Consider the following 14,409-nt stretch of genomic DNA (forward strand, 5'->3'; position numbering starts at 1 on the left):
CGCCTAGCCACAGATTGTTTTGGAAAGAATTGCCCCTGCCGTCGCTACAAAATCAAGAGCTGCCTACGCAGCATCTGCATGGGCTAGGGCCAGATTTGCTTATCAATTCGACATCAGGAGACAAAACCATGTCCAAGCTGCCCGCACCGCTGAACGCGCTGCCGTTTCCCGTCATCGGCTCGCCGCTGTTCATCGTCAGCAATCCGAAGCTCGTGATTGCCCAGTGCATCGCCGGTGTCGTGGGCTCCATGCCTGCGCTCAATGCCCGCCCGGCCGAAGTGCTGGAGGAGTGGCTGAAGGAAATCACCGAGACACTGGCCGCCTACAACGCGGCCCACCCGGATGCACCAGCGGCCCCGTTTGCCATCAACCAGATCGTGCACAAGAGCAATGACAGGCTTGAGCATGACATGGCGCTGTGCGTGAAGTACAAGGTGCCCATCATCATCACTTCGCTGGGCGCGCGCGAGGACATCAACGCAGCGGCGCACTCCTACGGAGGTGTGGTGCTGCACGATGTCATCAACAACAAGTTCGCCAGGAAGGCCATCGAGAAGGGCGCTGACGGCCTGATTGCCGTGACCACGGGGGCGGGCGGCCACGCCGGGGTAAAGCACCCGTTTGCCTTGGTGCAGGAAATCCGCCAGTGGTTCGACGGCCCGCTGGCCCTGTCGGGCTCCATTGCCACGGGAGACGCCATCCTGGCTGCGCAGGCCTGCGGCGCCGACTTCGCCTACATCGGCTCGCCATTCATCGCTACCGAAGAAGCGCGCGCGTCGGAGGCCTACAAGCAGGCCATTGTCGACTGCAACAGCGACGACATCGTCTACAGCAACCTGTTCACGGGCGTGCACGGCAACTACCTGGCGCCGAGCATCCGTGCCGCCGGCCTGGACCCGGAGAACCTGCCCGAGAGCGACCCGAGCAAGATGAATTTCGGCGGCGGTGCGACCAAGGCCTGGAAGGACATCTGGGGCTGCGGACAGGGCATCGGCGCTGTGGCCAAGGTGCAGCCGGCGGGAGACTACATCGCCCAGCTCAAGCGCGAGTACGCGGCTGCGCGGGCCCGGTTGTTGAGGGCTTGAGCTGCCCCCACGCGCCGAAGGCGTGCGGCGGGTCCGCCGTCTTCAGGCCACCGTATCCATGCTGGACGCGTCTGCGCTTTCATTGGATCGCGCAGGCTTGGGTGCTTCGGCGGGCATGACGGACTTGAGCTGGTAGTCCACCTGGGCCCGCTGCTCTTCCCAGTATTCGGATACGCGTGTTTCCACGGTACCGGGTGGTAGGTGTACCCAGCAGTCCAACTCGCCATGATCGCCTGTGATCTGTGCATGGGCCGACTGCGCGATGCGCAGCATGGCGGTGTTTTCGCGCAGGACGAAGATGTACAGGCTCTCGATCCCGGTGTTGCGTGCATTCAAGGCACAGCGGGTGTAGAGCGCACGCCCCATTCCTTTGGAACGGGCCGCCAGTTCCACGGAGACCCCGAATTCGGCCTGCTTGGCCTGGGTCAGGGTATCGGGTTCCAGCATGGCCAGGTGGGCCATGGCCATTAAGCGCAGGTCCGGGCTGAACACACCAAAGAAACGATCACGCTCGAAGTCCAAGGTGTCGACGTAGCGGGCAATCTGCGTGTCGGAGGCGGCATAGCCAAAGCGCAGGTAGCGGTCCGAGGCGTCCAGGGTCAGCAAGTGCGCCAGCACCGCGTCGCGGTGGCCGGCGTGCAGGCTGCGAATGGGGACCGGACTGGCACCGACCAGGGTGGCCCCTGCCTGTGCCGAGGCCCAAACCCATTGAAGAGGATTCATCATGGGCGTAATCTAAGGGTTAACCCTAGGTTTTCGACCTGTTGGGTGCCTGGTTTTTTAGGGTGGCATGTCCAAATTCCGCTGGAATGCAACGGAATGCGGCCCTATTCGCCCCAAAACAGGGCGTTGGTCAACAACTGCGGGGAAGGCGGTCAGCGTCCCGGCGGCGAGCGGTGCAGGCGTGGGCCGCTGAGGTTATCGATGGCGTCGAGCGTGCAGCGGTCGATATCGGGGTGTTTGGCGATCATGTTGGCGCTGGCCATCAGCAGGCGCAGTGCCTTCACATCCTTCACGCTCGGGGCCACCTTGATCTGCGCGATGGCGGCGGCGGAGTTGCCGCTCTTGATGATGGTAAGCACCTTGGGTGCCCAGTCGCTCGGTCGTGCCATGGAAGGTCTTTGCGGGTGGGGAAGGTGGCCATTCTCTCACGCGGTCTGGGGCTTGCAGGGGGCTGACGGCTGCACTGTCCATCGGGTTAGCCGCAATGGCAGCCCGTGCCGCCGGGCCGCATGATTGGGCGCGGGTGCCATCTGCGCACCGGGAGACCGACATGCATACCCAGTTCAACAGCACCGCAGGTCAGGGCCTGCAACGCAACAAGGTGGTCACTTTCGACGAGGCCGTGCGCCTGATCCACGACGGCGACACGGTCGCCACCGGGGGCTTTGTAGGCATCGGCTTTGCCGAAGGCGTGGCCGTGGCGCTGGAAAAGGCCTTTCTGGCACGCGAGGCCGAGACCGGTGTCGGTTCGCCGCGCAACCTGACCCTCGTCTACGCCGCCGGGCAGGGCGACGGCAAGACCCGCGGCCTGAACCACCTGGGCCATGCAGGCATGGTCAAGCGCGTGGTGGGCGGGCATTGGGGCCTCGTACCCGCCTTGCAGAAGCTCGCGGTGGAAAATCAAATTGAGGCCTACAACCTGCCGCAGGGTGTCATCGCCCACCTGTTCCGCGACATTGCCGCGGGCAAGCCCGGCACGCTCACCCACGTGGGGCTGGACACCTTTGTCGACCCGGTGCACGGCGGCGGCAAGGTCAACGCCAGGACCACCGAAGACCTGGTGCGCCGCATCGAGATCGATGGCAAGCCGTATCTCTTCTACAAGGCGTTCCCGATTTCGGTGGGCATCATCCGCGCCACCACGGCCGACCCGGATGGCAACCTCAGCATGGAGCGCGAGGCGCTCACGCTCGAAGCCCTGGCCATTGCCATGGCGGCCAAGAACTCGGGCGGCATCGTCATCGCGCAGGTGGAGCGCATCGCCGAGCGTGGCACTCTGCACCCGCGTGCCGTCAAGGTGCCGGGCGTGCTGGTGGATGCGGTGGTGGTGGCGCACGACCCGGCCCACCACATGCAGACCTTTGCCGAGCCCTACAACCCGGCCTACAGCGGCGAAATCCGCGTGCCCATGGAGTCCATCGCCGCCATGCCGTTGTGCGAACGCAAGGTGATTGCCCGCCGTGCCGCGCTGGAGCTGCGCCCCAACAGCGTGGTGAACCTCGGCATCGGCATGCCCGAAGGCGTAGCTGCCGTGGCCGCGGAAGAGAAGATCATCGACCTGGTGACGCTGACGGCCGAGCCCGGGGTGATCGGCGGCATACCGGCCAGCGGCATGAGCTTCGGCGCGGCGGTGAACACCCAGGCCGTCATCGACCAGCCCAACCAGTTCGACTTCTACGACGGCGGCGGCCTGGACCTGGCGGTGCTGGGGCTGGCGCAAGCCGACGCGCATGGCAATCTCAACGTGAGCAATTTCGGCACCCGCCTGGCCGGGGCCGGCGGCTTCATCAACATCAGCCAGAACGCCAAGACCCTGGTGTTCGTGGGCACGTTCACGGCGGGAGACACCACGTTTGCCTTTGCCGACGGGCGCTTGCAGATCGTGCGTGAGGGCCACACGCGCAAGTTCGTGCAGGCCGTGGAGCATCGCACCTTCAGCGGGCGCGAAGCGCTGCGCCGTGGCCAGCGCGTGCTCTACGTGACCGAGCGCTGCGTGTTTCGGCTGGTGGCGCAGGGGGAAGAAGGCGCGCTGGAGTTGATTGAACTGGCGCCGGGCGTGGATCTGGAGCGCGATGTGCTGGCGCACATGGAATATCGCCCCCTGGTCAGCCCACAGCTGCGCAGCATGGACGCAGCCCTGTTCGCTGAAGAACCGCTGAACCTGCGCGAACGCCTGCTGGCCACCCCGCTGGCCGAGCGCTTTGAGCTGGACCGGGACCACCGCATGCTGTTCATCAACTTCGAAGGCCTGGCGGTGGACGAGGAGGGTGACATCGCCACCATCGAGCAGCATGTGCAGCAACTGCTGCAGGGCGTGGAGGGGCGCGTGGCCGTGGTCGTGAATTACGACAACTGCAGCATCCTGCCCACCCTGATCGACGCCTACTCGGCCATGGTCAAACGCCTGAGCGACCAGTACTACAGCCGCGTCACGCGCTACGGCACGGGGGGCTTCCTGAAGGCCAAGCTGGAGGCACAGCGGGGGTAGTAGCCCCCTTTTCCTATGAATATGGCCTCTGGCCCTCGCAGATAATGCGCAGGCAGCTACCGATTTTGTAGCGACTCAAGGGTCGGTTTGCTACCGTACCTGCGCCAGCGCCTGCCCCAGGGTATGCGCGCCGGGGGCGGCTTGCTCCAGGCCCCAGCCCACGCCGCTGACCAGTGCGGCGGTCAGGGCAAACGGAAGGAGGGTGCGCTTGATGGCGGTCTGCAGCCAGTGGTCGGGCTCCAGCCCGCGCAGCTTGCGGTACAGCCCGGCGGCAAACAGGCCGTCCACGGCTACTTCGGCCAGCAGGGCCGGGGCGGTGTACACCATGTAGAGCGACGAAAACACCAGAGCCACCGCCAAGGCCAGCACCAGCAGTGGGATGGCCAGTTCGTCGGCGTCGGCCACCGAGCCCACGGCGTCACCGACCACGTCGCCGATGCCGCTGCCGGAGTCCGTAACGGCCGGGGCAGGTGCATCGAAGCTGGCGCTGGCACCACCACCGGCAAAGTCGCCGCCACCGCCGCTGTGGATTCCAACGGCGTCCACGCTGGATAGGTCGGCGCTGCCGCCCGAAGGCCAGTTGCCCCCGGACAAGTCGGGCAGGTCCAGGTAGTCGTCCACCTTGGTGCGCAGCCACAGCCACAGCAGCGCCAGAAATGCGAGGTAGGCCACGCCAAAGGCCGCCAGGTAGCGCACCCACATGGTGAGCAGGCCCGCGTGCAGCAGCACGAAGGAGGCCACAAAGCCCGCCGCACCGGTGATGCCCACCAGCAGGCTCATCTGCAGGCGCGGAAAGCTGTGGCGCTCCAGTTGTTGTCGCATCCGGGCGACTTCGCGGTCACGGTAGAAGAACGGCAGTTTGCGCATGCGGGGAAATTTTCGAACCAGGCACCATCCTACCGCCTTGTACGCGCCCGGCGTCGCACCGGCGCGAGGGGTGCTTCGCACCGCGCTTGGGGTTATGCTGTGCCCGCCCGTCCCGGGGTGTGAACTTATTTCGGAAGGTGTGCGAAACCATGAAGTTGCGACAAACCAATGTGGCCAAGCTCAGCGAGGGCGTGTTTGACGTGCTGGTGCTCGGTGGCGGCATCAATGGCGCCGTGGCCGCAGCGGCCCTCGCGGCCCAGGGTGTGAAGGTCGCCCTGATCGACCGCGGTGACTTTGCCGGCTTTACCAGCTCCAACTCGTCCAACCTGGCCTGGGGCGGCATCAAGTACCTGGAGACCATGGAGTTGCTGCTGGTGAACAAGCTGTGCCGTTCGCGCAACCACCTCATGCGCCACTATCCGAGCACGGTGGAGGAAATCCGCTTCTTCACCAGCATCCAGAAAGGCTTTCGCATGCCGGTGGCCTTCGTGTTCCTGGGCACGCTGTTCTACTGGGCCATGGGTCGTTTCTTCACCCGTCCACCGCGTTACCTCACCAGGTCCACCATCGCGCGCGAAGAAGCCACCATCAATACCACCAACGTCAGTGCCGGTTTCGAGTATTCGGACTGCTACCTGCACGACAACGATGCGCGCTTCGTCTTCAACTTCATCCGCTCCAGCATGAACTTCGGCGGCATTGCCGCCAACTACGTCGAGTCCACCCAGGCGCGGCGCGAGGGTGATCAGTGGGTGGTGGACGCGAAGGACGTGCTGGATGGGCGCCAGTTCCCGATCCGCGCCAAGGTGCTCGTCAATGCCTGCGGCCCGTACGTGGACCAGCACAACCAGCTCTCGGGACAGAGAACGGCCCACCACCACGTGTTTTCCAAGGGCATCCACCTCATCGTCGACCGCGTGACCCCGCACAAGAGGGTGCTGACCTTCTTCGCCAGCGACGGGCGGCTGTTCTTCGTCATTCCCATGGGGCCCAAGACCTGCATCGGCACCACCGACACCCAGGTCGACAGCCCGCTGACCGAGGTGACGGACGCTGACCGGGCCTTTGTGCTGGACAACGCCAACCAGTTGCTCCAGCTGGAGCGGCCACTGACCCCGGCCGACATCATTGCCGAGCGCTGCGGCGTGCGCCCGCTGGCCATCGAAGGGCAGGGCGGCAAGGCCGACTGGGTCAAGCTCTCGCGCAAGCACGCCATCGACGTGAACGAGGCGGACCGGCACCTGAGCATCTTCGGCGGCAAGCTCACCGACTGCCTCAATGTGGGCGACGAAGTGGTGGACGCGGTGGCACGCCTGGGCGTGGCCATTCCCTACCTGGGCCGCAAGTGGTACGGCGAGCCGCACGATGCGGTGAAGGACGAGTTCCTGCACCAGGCGCGGCTCATGAACCTGGATGCAATGACCCACCCCTCGTCGTCGGAGCCCTTGAGCGTGCGCTTCTGGCGTCGCTACGGGGCCAATGCGTTCGGGTTGCTGGAACGCATACGCAACGACCCTGCCGAGGCCGAGCTGCTGATCGAGAACGCCGAATACACCCGCTGCGAGATCACCCAGGCGGCGCAGCGCGAAATGATCACCAAGCTCGAAGACTTCCTGCGCCGTCGCTCCAAGATTTCGCTGGTGGTGCGCCGCGATGACCTGCAAGACGCCCAGGGTCTGATGGAGGCCTGCCGCATCCTGTTCGGTGACCAGGCGCAGGAAAAGTACGACGAGTATTTCCGCACCCACTAAGACCCGCGGCAGCCCGGTTGCCAGGCACTGCTTGGCCACCACGGGTGGTGCTGGGCGCAGCAGGGGGTGCAAGGGCCGCTGCGCCCGTCGCCCGGGCTGGGGCCCCATGAAAGCGGAAATTCGGAGGCATTTTGGCCTCTGGCCCACGCAAAGTCTGCGTGGGCAGCTACGAACTTGATAGCACCTGCTCAGGCTGCCGCTTCCGCCGGTGTCCCCAGCTTGAGCGGCTGGCCTTCGAACACGGTGTTGAGCACCACGGTACTGGTGGTGCGGGCCACGCCCGGAATGGCCTTGATCTGCGCCAGCACGCCTTCAAGGTCGCGGGCGCGCGGGGTGCGCACCTTGGCCAGGAAGTCGTATTCGCCGGCCACGCTGTGCAGCTCCTGCACCGCCGCAATGGTGCGCAGGCGTGGCGCAATGTCGCGGCAATGGGCGCCGCCGTCGTTGCGAATTGCCACAAAGGCGGTAAAGCTCAGGCCCACCGCTTCGGGGTCCACCTGTACCGAAAAGCGCTGTATCACCCCACGCTCCACCAGCTTCTTCACGCGCTCGTGTACCGCCGCCGTGGACAGCCCCACCTCGGTGCCGATGTCGGCGTAAGAACGTCTGCCATCTGCACTCAGGGCCGAAATAATTCCGGCATCAATTGTGTCTATCTGAATATTTTCTTGATTTGTCGACATGATTTGGTATTATTTCGATAAATGGCGGTGGCGCCATAAATTTTACGGAAAGACAGCTTGTATGCCTACAAATTTCCAAAATTCAAAGAGCAAAGCCCCTCTGGCCTTGCTCGTCACGGCCTTGCTGCTGGTCTACATCGTCTGGGGTACTACCTACTTTGCCATCGGCATTGCGTTGCAAAGCATGCCGCCGCTGTGGATGAACGGTATCCGCTTCGCCCTGGCCGGGCTGGTCATGTTGGTATGGGCGTTGGCGCGCGGTGAAGCTTTGCCCACGGCACGCCAGTGGCGCAATGCCGCCGTGGTGGGTGGGCTCATGGTGTTTGGTGCCATGACGCTGGTGATGGTGGCGCAGAGCCACGGTATCGGCTCGGGCCTCATGGCCACGGTGGTGACCACCATGCCCATGTGGCTGGCGCTGTGGACGCGCATCGGCGGAGAACGCGTGCCGCTCACCAGCTGGGTGGGTCTGGGGCTGGGGGTGGCCGGCGCGGCGCTGCTGTCCATGGAGCGCGACTTTTCCGCCAGCTGGCTCGGCGCGTTGGCCGCCTTTGGCGCGCCCTTGTGCTGGAGCATCGGCTCCTATGCCTCGCGCAAGCTCGACCTGCCGCGTCCGGCCATGGCCGCCGCGGCGCAGTGGCTGCTCGGTGGCGCCATGGGCCTGGTGCTGGCAGCTGCTGTCGAGCCGGTGGAGGGCATGTTCCACGCCACGGCCACGGCCTGGGTGGCCTGGATCTACCTGCTGGTGTTCGGCACGCTCATCACGCTCAATGCCTACCTGTGGCTGCTGCAGAACACCAGCGCGGCGCTGGCGGGCAGCTACTCCTTCGTGAACCCGGCCGTGGCATTGTTGCTGGGTGCGGGCTTCGGTGGTGAGCACCTCACCGGGTGGGTGTACGGTGCCTTGCCGCTCATCGGTGCGGCGCTGGGGCTCATCATGTACGGCCCGGCGCTGGTGCGCTGGCTGGGGCGGTCGGGTCTGGTAGCGGCCCGCTGATCGGCAGCGGGGGCAGGGCTGCCCCCCGCTCATCCCCCACGAATACATCCCTTGCGTGCCAGGAGTACCGCATGATTCTTCGTATCTGGAAAGTAGGTCTGGCACCCGGCCAGGCCAGTGCACTGGAGCGGTTTGCACACGACGTCTCTCTGCCCATGTTTCGCGCGCAATCGGGGTGCCTCGCCGTGTTTTTCACCCGCTCCGACACCGCGTGTGTGACCGTGACCGTATGGGAGTCCACGCAGGCGGTGGAGCGCATGGAGGCCAGCGAACGCTACCAGTCGGTCGTGGCTGCCATCGAACAGACGGGCATTCTCTGCGGGCACCACCAGACCGATACCTTTGCCGTCTACGGCGGTGCCGTCGATGCAGCCCTGGCCCAGCATATGGCGCCCTAGCCTTGCGCGGGCCAGCGGTGTGGGCCCGTTGGTCATCCGCCGCGCCCAACCCTAAACCGAGGATTACCCATGCACATCATTCGCAGCAAGCAGTTCACCGCCGAACGCGCCTGGGGCGCACTACCCATCGCCAACATGAACGGCGTGACCACGCGCCTGCATTGGACTGACCAAGCCTACCAGTGGCACACCAACGAAGGGGAGGAGGTCTTTGCGGTGCTGGATGGTCAGGTCGAGATGCACTACCGGCTTGACGGCGAGGAACACACCACGCTGCTGAACACGGGCGACATCTTCTTTGCCAGCGCGGGTACCGCGCACGTGGCCCACCCGATCGGCGTGGCCCGTGTACTGGTGGTGGAGCACGAAGGCAGCGTGTAACACCGCGCGGCGGCAGCGCGTGGTGCGTGTAAGCTCGGCGGCCCAAGCAACCGCCAGGACTTTCACGATGCAAACCCTTCATGGGCAGTGCCAATGCGGCAGTGTGCGTTACACGGTGCACGGCACCATTGCCACCCTGTTTGCCTGCCACTGCACCGAATGCCAGCGCCAGTCGGCCAGTGCCTTTGGCATGGCCTTGTGGGTGAAGGACCCGCAGGTGCAACTGAGCGGCCCTGCGTTGGCGGAGTGGACCCGCACCACACCCTCGGGAAAGTCCATGACGGGGCGCTTCTGCCCGGTCTGCGGCACGCGCCTGTTCCACCAGGTGGCGTTCCCCGGTGCCCCGCTGAGCATCAAGCCCGGTACCCTGGACGACACCCGAACACTGCGCCCCGTGGCCCATATCTGGACCGCCAGCAAGCAGCCCTGGGTGCAACTGGACCCAGCGGCGCTGCAGTACCCCGGCAATCCGCCCGACTTTGCGCCCCTGGTGGAAGCTTGGCATGCGCAGGAGACCCAGGCATGAAGCGCTTCATCGCTGGGCTGCTCGGGTGTTGCATGGCCCTGGCCGCCTCGGCACAGACCAGCAAGCCGGTGCACATAGACCCCAGCGGCTGGTCTTCGTCGCCCGCACCCTTGCAGGCCTACTGGTTCGCCCCACAGGGCAGCGGTGCCCGAGCGGCGGTGGTCATGCTGCACGGCTGCGGTGGCGCCTATGCCAAGGACGGCAGCCTCAATGCACGGCACCAGATGTGGGGCGAACTGCTGGCCGCGCAGGGCATTGGTGCGCTGATGCTCGACAGTTTTTCCAGCCGCGGCGTGCGCGAGCTGTGCACCCAGAAGTACGCCGAGCGCAGCCTCAAGGAAGCCGACCGCGTGGGCGACGCCTATGCAGCGCTGGCCTGGCTGCGCCAGCAGCCCGGCGCGGACGGCGCGCGCATTGCGGTGCTGGGCTGGTCGCATGGTGCGGGCGTCACGCTCGACACCATCACTCACCCGCCAGCGGAGCTGGCACAGGGCTTTGCTGCGGCGGTGGCCTTCTACCCGGGCTGCACCGCGCGGGCCAAAAAGGCCGAGCGCTTTCGCCCTTATGCCCCGGTGCTGCTGCTCATTGGCGAGGCCGACGACTGGACCCCGGCAGCGCCCTGCGTGGCCCTGACGCAAGCGGCGCAGCGCAACGGCGCCGCCATGGACATCGTGACCTACCCCGGTGCCTACCACGACTTCGACAACCCCGACATCACCCAGGTGCGCCTGCGCAAGGACGTGCCCAATGGCGTCAATCCGGGGCAGGGCGTGCACACCGGGCCCGATGCAGGGGCACGTGAAGCAGCCAAGGTGCGGGTCAGCGCCTTTCTGGGTAGGGTGCTGGTGCCGTAAGACTCAGACCCAGAGCCGGTAGAGCCAGAAGCTCTCGTCGTGGGTGATGGCATGGTCCAGCTCCTGCGGGCTCATGCCGGAGACCCGGCGTACCTCGCGGCACAGATGCGACTGGTCCGAATAGCCCATGTCCAGCGCCAGCATGGCCCAGTCGCGTGGGCCGGACTCGCTGTCGGGCGCACGGGCGGCAAAGAACAGGTCTTCGGCCCGGCTCAGGCGGCGCAGTTCGCGTTGCGGCAGCCCGGCCCACTGCTTGAAGCGTCGCTCGGCCTGACGGATGCTCTGCCCCACGCCCGAGGTGTGGGCCTTGCGTGCCAGGGCTTCGGCCCAGTGGCGGTAGCGTTCGGGGCGGCTCAGCGTGGCCTCGCTGCAGGCCTGCCAGCGCGGGGCCAGGAAGCCCTCCACCAAGGCGATGCGTTCGGCATCGTCCGCCGCGTGCAGCACTTGTTCGGCCCATGCCAGCCACGGTCCCTGCAGCACGGTCTCCAGCGGCAGTGTGCGGTTCACCAGGGTGGCCAGGTCCAGCCCGGTCATGGCCTGCACTGCCTGCGGCAACAGACCGAGCAGGAAGGCATGCACGGGGCCGGGGTTGGCGCTCACCATGGGCACGGTGTGGGGCCCGGCAAAGGTGATGCGGGGCGAGGGTTCGCTCACCTCCACGCCATCGCGGCGCACCACCACGGCCTCGCCCTCCATCAGCCAGAAGATGCCGCACAGGGGCGAGGCCGGAAAGTAGTTGAGCCGCTGCGCCGGCGCCAGCACTGTGCCCCGGGTGTCGCGCACGATGGTGGAGTGCACGCACGACGACAGTGCCAGGGGTGGCAAGTGCAAGTGGCTGCGGGGCAGGGCGGCGTCGGGCATGGAGGCTTTGGCTTCAGGGCATGTCGTATTCGTTCAATACGCCGGGGCGGGGTTTGAAGACACTGCGGGGGCGCTGCCAAGGCAGTGCCTTTCAGATAACCGGCGAACGATTATGCCCACCGTCATTTCCTTCTTCCTTGCCCCCTTGTGCGTGCTGCTGGCGGTCTACCGTCTCGTGAGCATCCCCCTGCAGGTGCTGCGCGGCCAGCGCGAGTTCAACCGCTCGCCCTCGCTGGCACCGGCCATCTGGGCCGCTGTGGCCTACGTCGGTCTGGTGGGCTACCTGGTGTGGATCATCTGGCGCATGGTGCAAGGCTTCACGGCCACCACGTTGGAGAGCTGGGAAGTGCTGCGCGTGCTGCTGTACTTCGAAGCCTTTCCCGTGGTCTACGTGTTGGCCGAATCGCGCTTTTTCTACGGCTTCAAGCGCCAAGCCAAGGCGGCTTGACGCCCACTTGTTTCAGGGAGGGACGCTGCTGCCCTGGCTGCACTGGACATCAGCCGCATGCAGGCGTAGTCTTGTGGCTGCGCAAATGCATATCCATGCCTTTGTTTCGTTCCAACTTTGCAGGAGATGACCATGCGGATGCAGAAAATTCGGCAGTGTTTGGCAGGAATCGCGATCGGCTTGGCCGCCGGTGGTGTATGGGCCGCAGACGTGGTGGTCAGCGTGGATGAGGGCAACCCGCCCTTCATGTACGCCAAGGACGGCAAGCCCGAAGGGGTCTATCCGGCGGTACTGCGGGAAGCCTTCGCGCGGATGGGTGTGGCCCTGAAGCTGCAAGCACGGCCCTGGAAACGCGCCATCGCCGAGATCGACGAGGGTTCGGCGGGTGTCGGCGGAATCTACAAGAACGACGAACGCGTCAAGAAATACGACTACAGCGCTCCCATACTGGCCGAAAAGATGGCGGTCTACATGGGGAGCAAGAAGAAGTTCGAATTCAAGACCGCCGCTGATCTGCGGGGAATGAGCGTGGGCGTCATACGCGGCTGGAGCTATGGCGACGACTTTGATGCCTTGCGAAAAGCCGGGCAGGTGAACGTCGAGGAAACGGGCAGTGACGCACAAAACCTGCAGAAGCTTGCGGCGGGGCGGCTCGATGCGGTGCTGGTCATTGCCGAAGCCGCTGCGGCCATCGTCAAGGCACAAAAGCTCCAGGGTATAGAGGCCGCGCCCACGCTGCTGGCTTCCAACATGGCCCACCTGGCGTTCAACAAGAGCGCCAGCCAGGCGGCACTGCTCGAGAAGTTCAACAAGGTCCTGGCCGAAATGCAAAAGTCCGGCGCGCTTGAGACGATCCTGGTTCAGGAGCTGGCCAAATAGCACCACGGGCAGCACCCTCGTCCACGGGTGGTGGCGCGCGGTGCAGGGCATAAAAAAAGGTGCTGGCCTTGTGGGCACAGCACCTGCAATTCCGGTCGGCGCGGATTGCGCACCGGTGGAATATCAGGGGTACAGGCCGCGCAGTTCGCGGGCGTGCAGGATGCGGGTACAAGCCATGATGAAGGTGGCCGTGCGCAGGCTCACCTTCTTGTCCTGGCCCACCTGCCAGATGGCGGCAAACGCTTCCTTCATGATGCGCACCAGGCGGTTGTTGATTTCCTCTTCGGTCCAGAAGAAGCTGGAGAAGTCCTGCACCCACTCGAAGTAGCTCACCGTTACGCCACCGGCGTTGGCAATCACGTCGGGCAGCACCAGCACGCCGCGCTCCTGCAGGATGTCATCCGCTTCCGGGGTGGTCGGGCCGTTGGCACCTTCGATCACCAGCTTGGCCTTCACGCGGTTGGCGCGAGCAGCGGTGAGCTGGCCTTCCAGCGCTGCCGGGATCAGGATCTCGCAGTCCACGTCCCAGAAGTTCTCGTTGGCAATCACTTCGCCACCGGCAAAACCGGCCACCGAGCCATGGGCGGCCACGTGCTTGAGCAGCGCGGGAACATCGAAGCCCGCACCGTTGAAGATGGTGCCGCCATGGTCCTGCACCGCCACCACGCGGGCACCGGCTTCGGCAAACAGCTTGCCAGCGATGCCGCCCACGTTGCCGAAGCCCTGCACGGCCACGCGGGCCTTACTCACGTCCATGCCGATGCGCTGGGCCGCTTCGCAGCCCACGGTGAACACGCCGCGGCCGGTGGCTTCCTGGCGGCCCAGCGAACCACCCAGGTCCACGGGCTTGCCGGTTACCACGCCGGTGGCGGTGGCGCCTTCGTTCATCGAATAGGTGTCCATCATCCACGCCATGATCTGGGCGTTGGTGTTCACGTCGGGGGCGGGAATGTCCTTGGTGGGGCCGATGATGATGCCGATTTCGCTGGTGTAGCGGCGGGTAATGCGCTCCAGCTCACCCATGGACAGCGTGCGCGGGTCGACACGGATGCCACCCTTGGCACCGCCGTAGGGCACGTTCACGGCCGCGTTCTTAATAGACATCCAGGCCGACAGGGCCATCACTTCGGAAAGAGTTACGTCCTGGTGGAAGCGCACGCCGCCCTTGCCGGGGCCGCGCGAGGTGTTGTGCTGCACGCGGTAGCCCTCGAAGTGGGCCACGGTACCGTTGTCCAGGTGGATCGGCACGTCCACGATCAGGGCGCGCTTGGGGCGCTTGAGGGTGTCGGCCCAGCGGCTCAGCGAGCCCAGGTAGGGAATGACGCGGTCAACTTGCTGCAGGTAGATACCCCAAGGGCCCAGGTTGTCGGCGTTGAGGTAAGAGGGTACGGCCAGGGTAGAAGCCGGAGAGGACATGCATGCTCCTTGTGTTGAGAGAAGGCCGCACTGTAGGCGCGGTGCAGGGGGA

The 14,409-nt window shown here is 65.3% G+C and carries 16 protein-coding genes; 10 read left to right on the top strand and 6 right to left on the bottom strand.

Annotated elements, in window-relative coordinates; all coding sequences use genetic code 11:
• Positions 1-128 precede the first annotated feature (128 nt).
• Positions 129-1,085 (top strand): nitronate monooxygenase family protein, encoded by a 957-nt coding sequence (locus RQP54_RS14320; protein WP_315679061.1) that lies wholly within the window; start codon positions 129-131, stop codon positions 1,083-1,085.
• Positions 1,086-1,127: 42 nt separating this feature from the next.
• Here the strand turns inward: RQP54_RS14320 and RQP54_RS14325 are convergent, their stop codons facing one another.
• Together RQP54_RS14325 and RQP54_RS14330 are read right to left on the bottom strand one after the other, a co-directional pair.
• Positions 1,128-1,811, bottom strand: a complete 684-nt coding sequence (locus tag RQP54_RS14325) for a GNAT family N-acetyltransferase (protein WP_315679062.1) — start codon at positions 1,809-1,811, stop codon at positions 1,128-1,130.
• 149 nt (positions 1,812-1,960) lie between these two features.
• Positions 1,961-2,197 (bottom strand): hypothetical protein, encoded by a 237-nt coding sequence (locus RQP54_RS14330; protein ID WP_315679063.1) that lies wholly within the window; start codon positions 2,195-2,197, stop codon positions 1,961-1,963.
• A 161-nt stretch (positions 2,198-2,358) separates the two neighbouring features.
• Here RQP54_RS14330 and RQP54_RS14335 point away from each other — a divergent pair, with 161 nt between their 5' ends.
• Entirely contained in the window at positions 2,359-4,296 is a 1,938-nt protein-coding gene (locus RQP54_RS14335) for an acyl CoA:acetate/3-ketoacid CoA transferase (RefSeq protein ID WP_315679064.1), read from the top strand.
• 90 nt (positions 4,297-4,386) lie between these two features.
• Here the strand turns inward: RQP54_RS14335 and RQP54_RS14340 are convergent, their stop codons facing one another.
• The gene (locus tag RQP54_RS14340) at positions 4,387-5,163 is read right to left on the bottom strand and encodes a hypothetical protein (RefSeq protein WP_315679065.1); all 777 of its coding nucleotides are present in this window, start codon (positions 5,161-5,163) and stop codon (positions 4,387-4,389) included.
• Positions 5,164-5,312: 149 nt separating this feature from the next.
• On the opposite strand from RQP54_RS14340, the gene RQP54_RS14345 reads away from it, so the two are divergent.
• Positions 5,313-6,914, top strand: a complete 1,602-nt coding sequence (locus RQP54_RS14345) for a glycerol-3-phosphate dehydrogenase/oxidase (protein WP_315679066.1) — start codon at positions 5,313-5,315, stop codon at positions 6,912-6,914.
• Between the two features lie 188 nt (positions 6,915-7,102).
• Here RQP54_RS14345 and RQP54_RS14350 read toward each other — a convergent pair whose 3' ends face one another.
• Entirely contained in the window at positions 7,103-7,597 is a 495-nt protein-coding gene (locus RQP54_RS14350) for an Lrp/AsnC family transcriptional regulator (protein WP_315679067.1), read from the bottom strand.
• A 61-nt stretch (positions 7,598-7,658) separates the two neighbouring features.
• Here RQP54_RS14350 and RQP54_RS14355 point away from each other — a divergent pair, with 61 nt between their 5' ends.
• The 5 genes from RQP54_RS14355 to RQP54_RS14375 all read left to right on the top strand — a co-directional run bounded on the left by RQP54_RS14355 (position 7,659) and on the right by RQP54_RS14375 (position 10,753).
• Complete coding sequence (locus RQP54_RS14355) at positions 7,659-8,594, top strand: EamA family transporter (protein ID WP_315679068.1); 936 nt, start codon at positions 7,659-7,661, stop codon at positions 8,592-8,594.
• A 71-nt stretch (positions 8,595-8,665) separates the two neighbouring features.
• On the top strand, positions 8,666-8,992 hold the full coding sequence (locus tag RQP54_RS14360) for an antibiotic biosynthesis monooxygenase family protein (RefSeq protein WP_315679069.1): 327 nt from the start codon (positions 8,666-8,668) through the stop codon (positions 8,990-8,992).
• Between the two features lie 69 nt (positions 8,993-9,061).
• On the top strand, positions 9,062-9,373 hold the full coding sequence (locus RQP54_RS14365) for a cupin domain-containing protein (RefSeq protein WP_315679070.1): 312 nt from the start codon (positions 9,062-9,064) through the stop codon (positions 9,371-9,373).
• Between the two features lie 67 nt (positions 9,374-9,440).
• Entirely contained in the window at positions 9,441-9,899 is a 459-nt protein-coding gene (locus tag RQP54_RS14370; protein ID WP_315679071.1) for a GFA family protein, read from the top strand.
• Positions 9,896-10,753 (top strand): dienelactone hydrolase family protein, encoded by an 858-nt coding sequence (locus RQP54_RS14375; protein WP_315679072.1) that lies wholly within the window; start codon positions 9,896-9,898, stop codon positions 10,751-10,753. The genes RQP54_RS14370 and RQP54_RS14375 overlap by 4 nt, the downstream gene beginning before the upstream one ends.
• Before the next feature lie 3 nt (positions 10,754-10,756).
• On the opposite strand, the gene RQP54_RS14380 is transcribed toward RQP54_RS14375, so the two are convergent.
• Positions 10,757-11,614, bottom strand: coding sequence for an AraC family transcriptional regulator (locus RQP54_RS14380; protein ID WP_315679073.1), 858 nt, complete (start codon positions 11,612-11,614; stop codon positions 10,757-10,759).
• Positions 11,615-11,726: 112 nt separating this feature from the next.
• Between RQP54_RS14380 and RQP54_RS14385 the strand changes: the two genes are divergently transcribed.
• Positions 11,727-12,062, top strand: a complete 336-nt coding sequence (locus tag RQP54_RS14385) for a hypothetical protein (RefSeq protein WP_315679074.1) — start codon at positions 11,727-11,729, stop codon at positions 12,060-12,062.
• A gap of 132 nt (positions 12,063-12,194) precedes the next feature.
• Positions 12,195-12,941: a transporter substrate-binding domain-containing protein gene (locus RQP54_RS14390; RefSeq protein ID WP_315679075.1), complete on the top strand. Its 747-nt coding sequence runs from the start codon at positions 12,195-12,197 to the stop codon at positions 12,939-12,941.
• A gap of 123 nt (positions 12,942-13,064) precedes the next feature.
• On the opposite strand, the gene RQP54_RS14395 is transcribed toward RQP54_RS14390, so the two are convergent.
• Complete coding sequence (locus tag RQP54_RS14395) at positions 13,065-14,357, bottom strand: Glu/Leu/Phe/Val dehydrogenase (RefSeq protein ID WP_315679076.1); 1,293 nt, start codon at positions 14,355-14,357, stop codon at positions 13,065-13,067.
• Positions 14,358-14,409 lie beyond the last annotated feature (52 nt).

It is taken from the genome of Curvibacter sp. APW13, from assembly GCF_032337135.1.
Lineage (GTDB): Bacteria > Pseudomonadota > Gammaproteobacteria > Burkholderiales > Burkholderiaceae_C > Allorhodoferax.

Bases quoted from the DNA above. Each gene is read 5' to 3' on its own strand.
- RQP54_RS14320 (WP_315679061.1), top strand. From the start codon at position 129: ATGTCCAAGCTGCCCGCACCGCTGAACGCGCTGCCGTTTCCCGTCATC.
- RQP54_RS14325 (WP_315679062.1), bottom strand. From the start codon at position 1,811: ATGATGAATCCTCTTCAATGGGTTTGGGCCTCGGCACAGGCAGGGGCC.
- RQP54_RS14330 (WP_315679063.1), bottom strand. From the start codon at position 2,197: ATGGCACGACCGAGCGACTGGGCACCCAAGGTGCTTACCATCATCAAG.
- RQP54_RS14335 (WP_315679064.1), top strand. From the start codon at position 2,359: ATGCATACCCAGTTCAACAGCACCGCAGGTCAGGGCCTGCAACGCAAC.
- RQP54_RS14340 (WP_315679065.1), bottom strand. From the start codon at position 5,163: ATGCGCAAACTGCCGTTCTTCTACCGTGACCGCGAAGTCGCCCGGATG.
- RQP54_RS14345 (WP_315679066.1), top strand. From the start codon at position 5,313: ATGAAGTTGCGACAAACCAATGTGGCCAAGCTCAGCGAGGGCGTGTTT.
- RQP54_RS14350 (WP_315679067.1), bottom strand. From the start codon at position 7,597: ATGTCGACAAATCAAGAAAATATTCAGATAGACACAATTGATGCCGGA.
- RQP54_RS14355 (WP_315679068.1), top strand. From the start codon at position 7,659: ATGCCTACAAATTTCCAAAATTCAAAGAGCAAAGCCCCTCTGGCCTTG.
- RQP54_RS14360 (WP_315679069.1), top strand. From the start codon at position 8,666: ATGATTCTTCGTATCTGGAAAGTAGGTCTGGCACCCGGCCAGGCCAGT.
- RQP54_RS14365 (WP_315679070.1), top strand. From the start codon at position 9,062: ATGCACATCATTCGCAGCAAGCAGTTCACCGCCGAACGCGCCTGGGGC.
- RQP54_RS14370 (WP_315679071.1), top strand. From the start codon at position 9,441: ATGCAAACCCTTCATGGGCAGTGCCAATGCGGCAGTGTGCGTTACACG.
- RQP54_RS14375 (WP_315679072.1), top strand. From the start codon at position 9,896: ATGAAGCGCTTCATCGCTGGGCTGCTCGGGTGTTGCATGGCCCTGGCC.
- RQP54_RS14380 (WP_315679073.1), bottom strand. From the start codon at position 11,614: ATGCCCGACGCCGCCCTGCCCCGCAGCCACTTGCACTTGCCACCCCTG.
- RQP54_RS14385 (WP_315679074.1), top strand. From the start codon at position 11,727: ATGCCCACCGTCATTTCCTTCTTCCTTGCCCCCTTGTGCGTGCTGCTG.
- RQP54_RS14390 (WP_315679075.1), top strand. From the start codon at position 12,195: ATGCGGATGCAGAAAATTCGGCAGTGTTTGGCAGGAATCGCGATCGGC.
- RQP54_RS14395 (WP_315679076.1), bottom strand. From the start codon at position 14,357: ATGTCCTCTCCGGCTTCTACCCTGGCCGTACCCTCTTACCTCAACGCC.